Here is a 765-nt window from a genome sequence, read left to right as displayed (position 1 = left end):
CGCCCAACCTCCGACCGCGCACGCGAAGCCCTCTTCTCCACCTGGCAGTCCCTCCTCGGCACCCCCCTGGACGGCGAACGAGTCCTGGACCTCTACGCCGGCTCCGGCGCGGTCGGAGGTTGGGCGGGTTCCTGTGCCGGGCGGCACGGAGAGGCGCCGTCCGCCTGCCGTGCCGGCGATCACGCGGGTCATGTGAGCGGTCCTTCTTCTTGGGGTTCTTCTATTTTCGCAGGTGGTGGGGGGTCTGCTGGCGCGTTGGCGGGTGCGGGTGCCCGGGGCTTGATCACGCCGTTCCCCGCGCCCCTTCGGGGAAGGACACCTCAGCCCTTTTCCAGGTACTGCTCCCTCTCCTCGTCCAGGAGGGCCTCCAGGGCTGTGCGCAGGCCGGGAAGGCGCTCCAGCTCCGGGTCCGCCGCCACCAGCGCCGACGCCTCCTCCCGTGCCTCCGCGATGATTTCCTCATCCTCGATCACCTCCAGGACGCGGAGGCTGGTGCGGGCGCCGGACTGGGCCTGGCCGAGGACGTCGCCCTCGCGGCGTTGTTCGAGGTCGATGCGCGAGAGTTCGAAGCCGTCGAGGGTGGAGGCGACGGCGTTGAGACGCTGGCGGGCCGGGCTCGCCTCGGGCATCTCGCTGACCAGGAGACACAGGCCGGGGGCCGAGCCGCGGCCGACGCGGCCGCGCAGCTGGTGGAGCTGGGAGACGCCGAAGCGGTCGGCGTCCATGATGACCATCGCCGTGGCGTTGGGGACGTTGACGCCGACC

3 pseudogenes are annotated in these 765 nt (G+C 71.6%); 1 reads left to right on the top strand and 2 read right to left on the bottom strand.

Going from position 1 to position 765, the window contains the following annotated elements:
* Positions 1–117: pseudogene (locus CCN33_RS33895) on the top strand (RsmD family RNA methyltransferase); the annotation flags it as partial.
* Positions 118–144: 27 nt separating this feature from the next.
* On the opposite strand, the pseudogene CCN33_RS33890 reads toward CCN33_RS33895, so the two are convergent.
* Together CCN33_RS33890 and CCN33_RS28840 are read right to left on the bottom strand one after the other, a co-directional pair.
* Positions 145–192 (bottom strand): annotated as a pseudogene (locus tag CCN33_RS33890) (hypothetical protein); the annotation flags it as partial.
* A gap of 128 nt (positions 193–320) precedes the next feature.
* A pseudogene (locus tag CCN33_RS28840) lies at positions 321–765 on the bottom strand (ATP-dependent DNA helicase RecG); the annotation flags it as partial.

This window comes from Streptomyces recifensis (assembly GCF_002154615.1).
GTDB classification, from domain to species: domain Bacteria; phylum Actinomycetota; class Actinomycetes; order Streptomycetales; family Streptomycetaceae; genus Streptomyces; species Streptomyces griseoluteus.
This window is presented reverse-complemented; position numbering and strand designations above follow the sequence as displayed.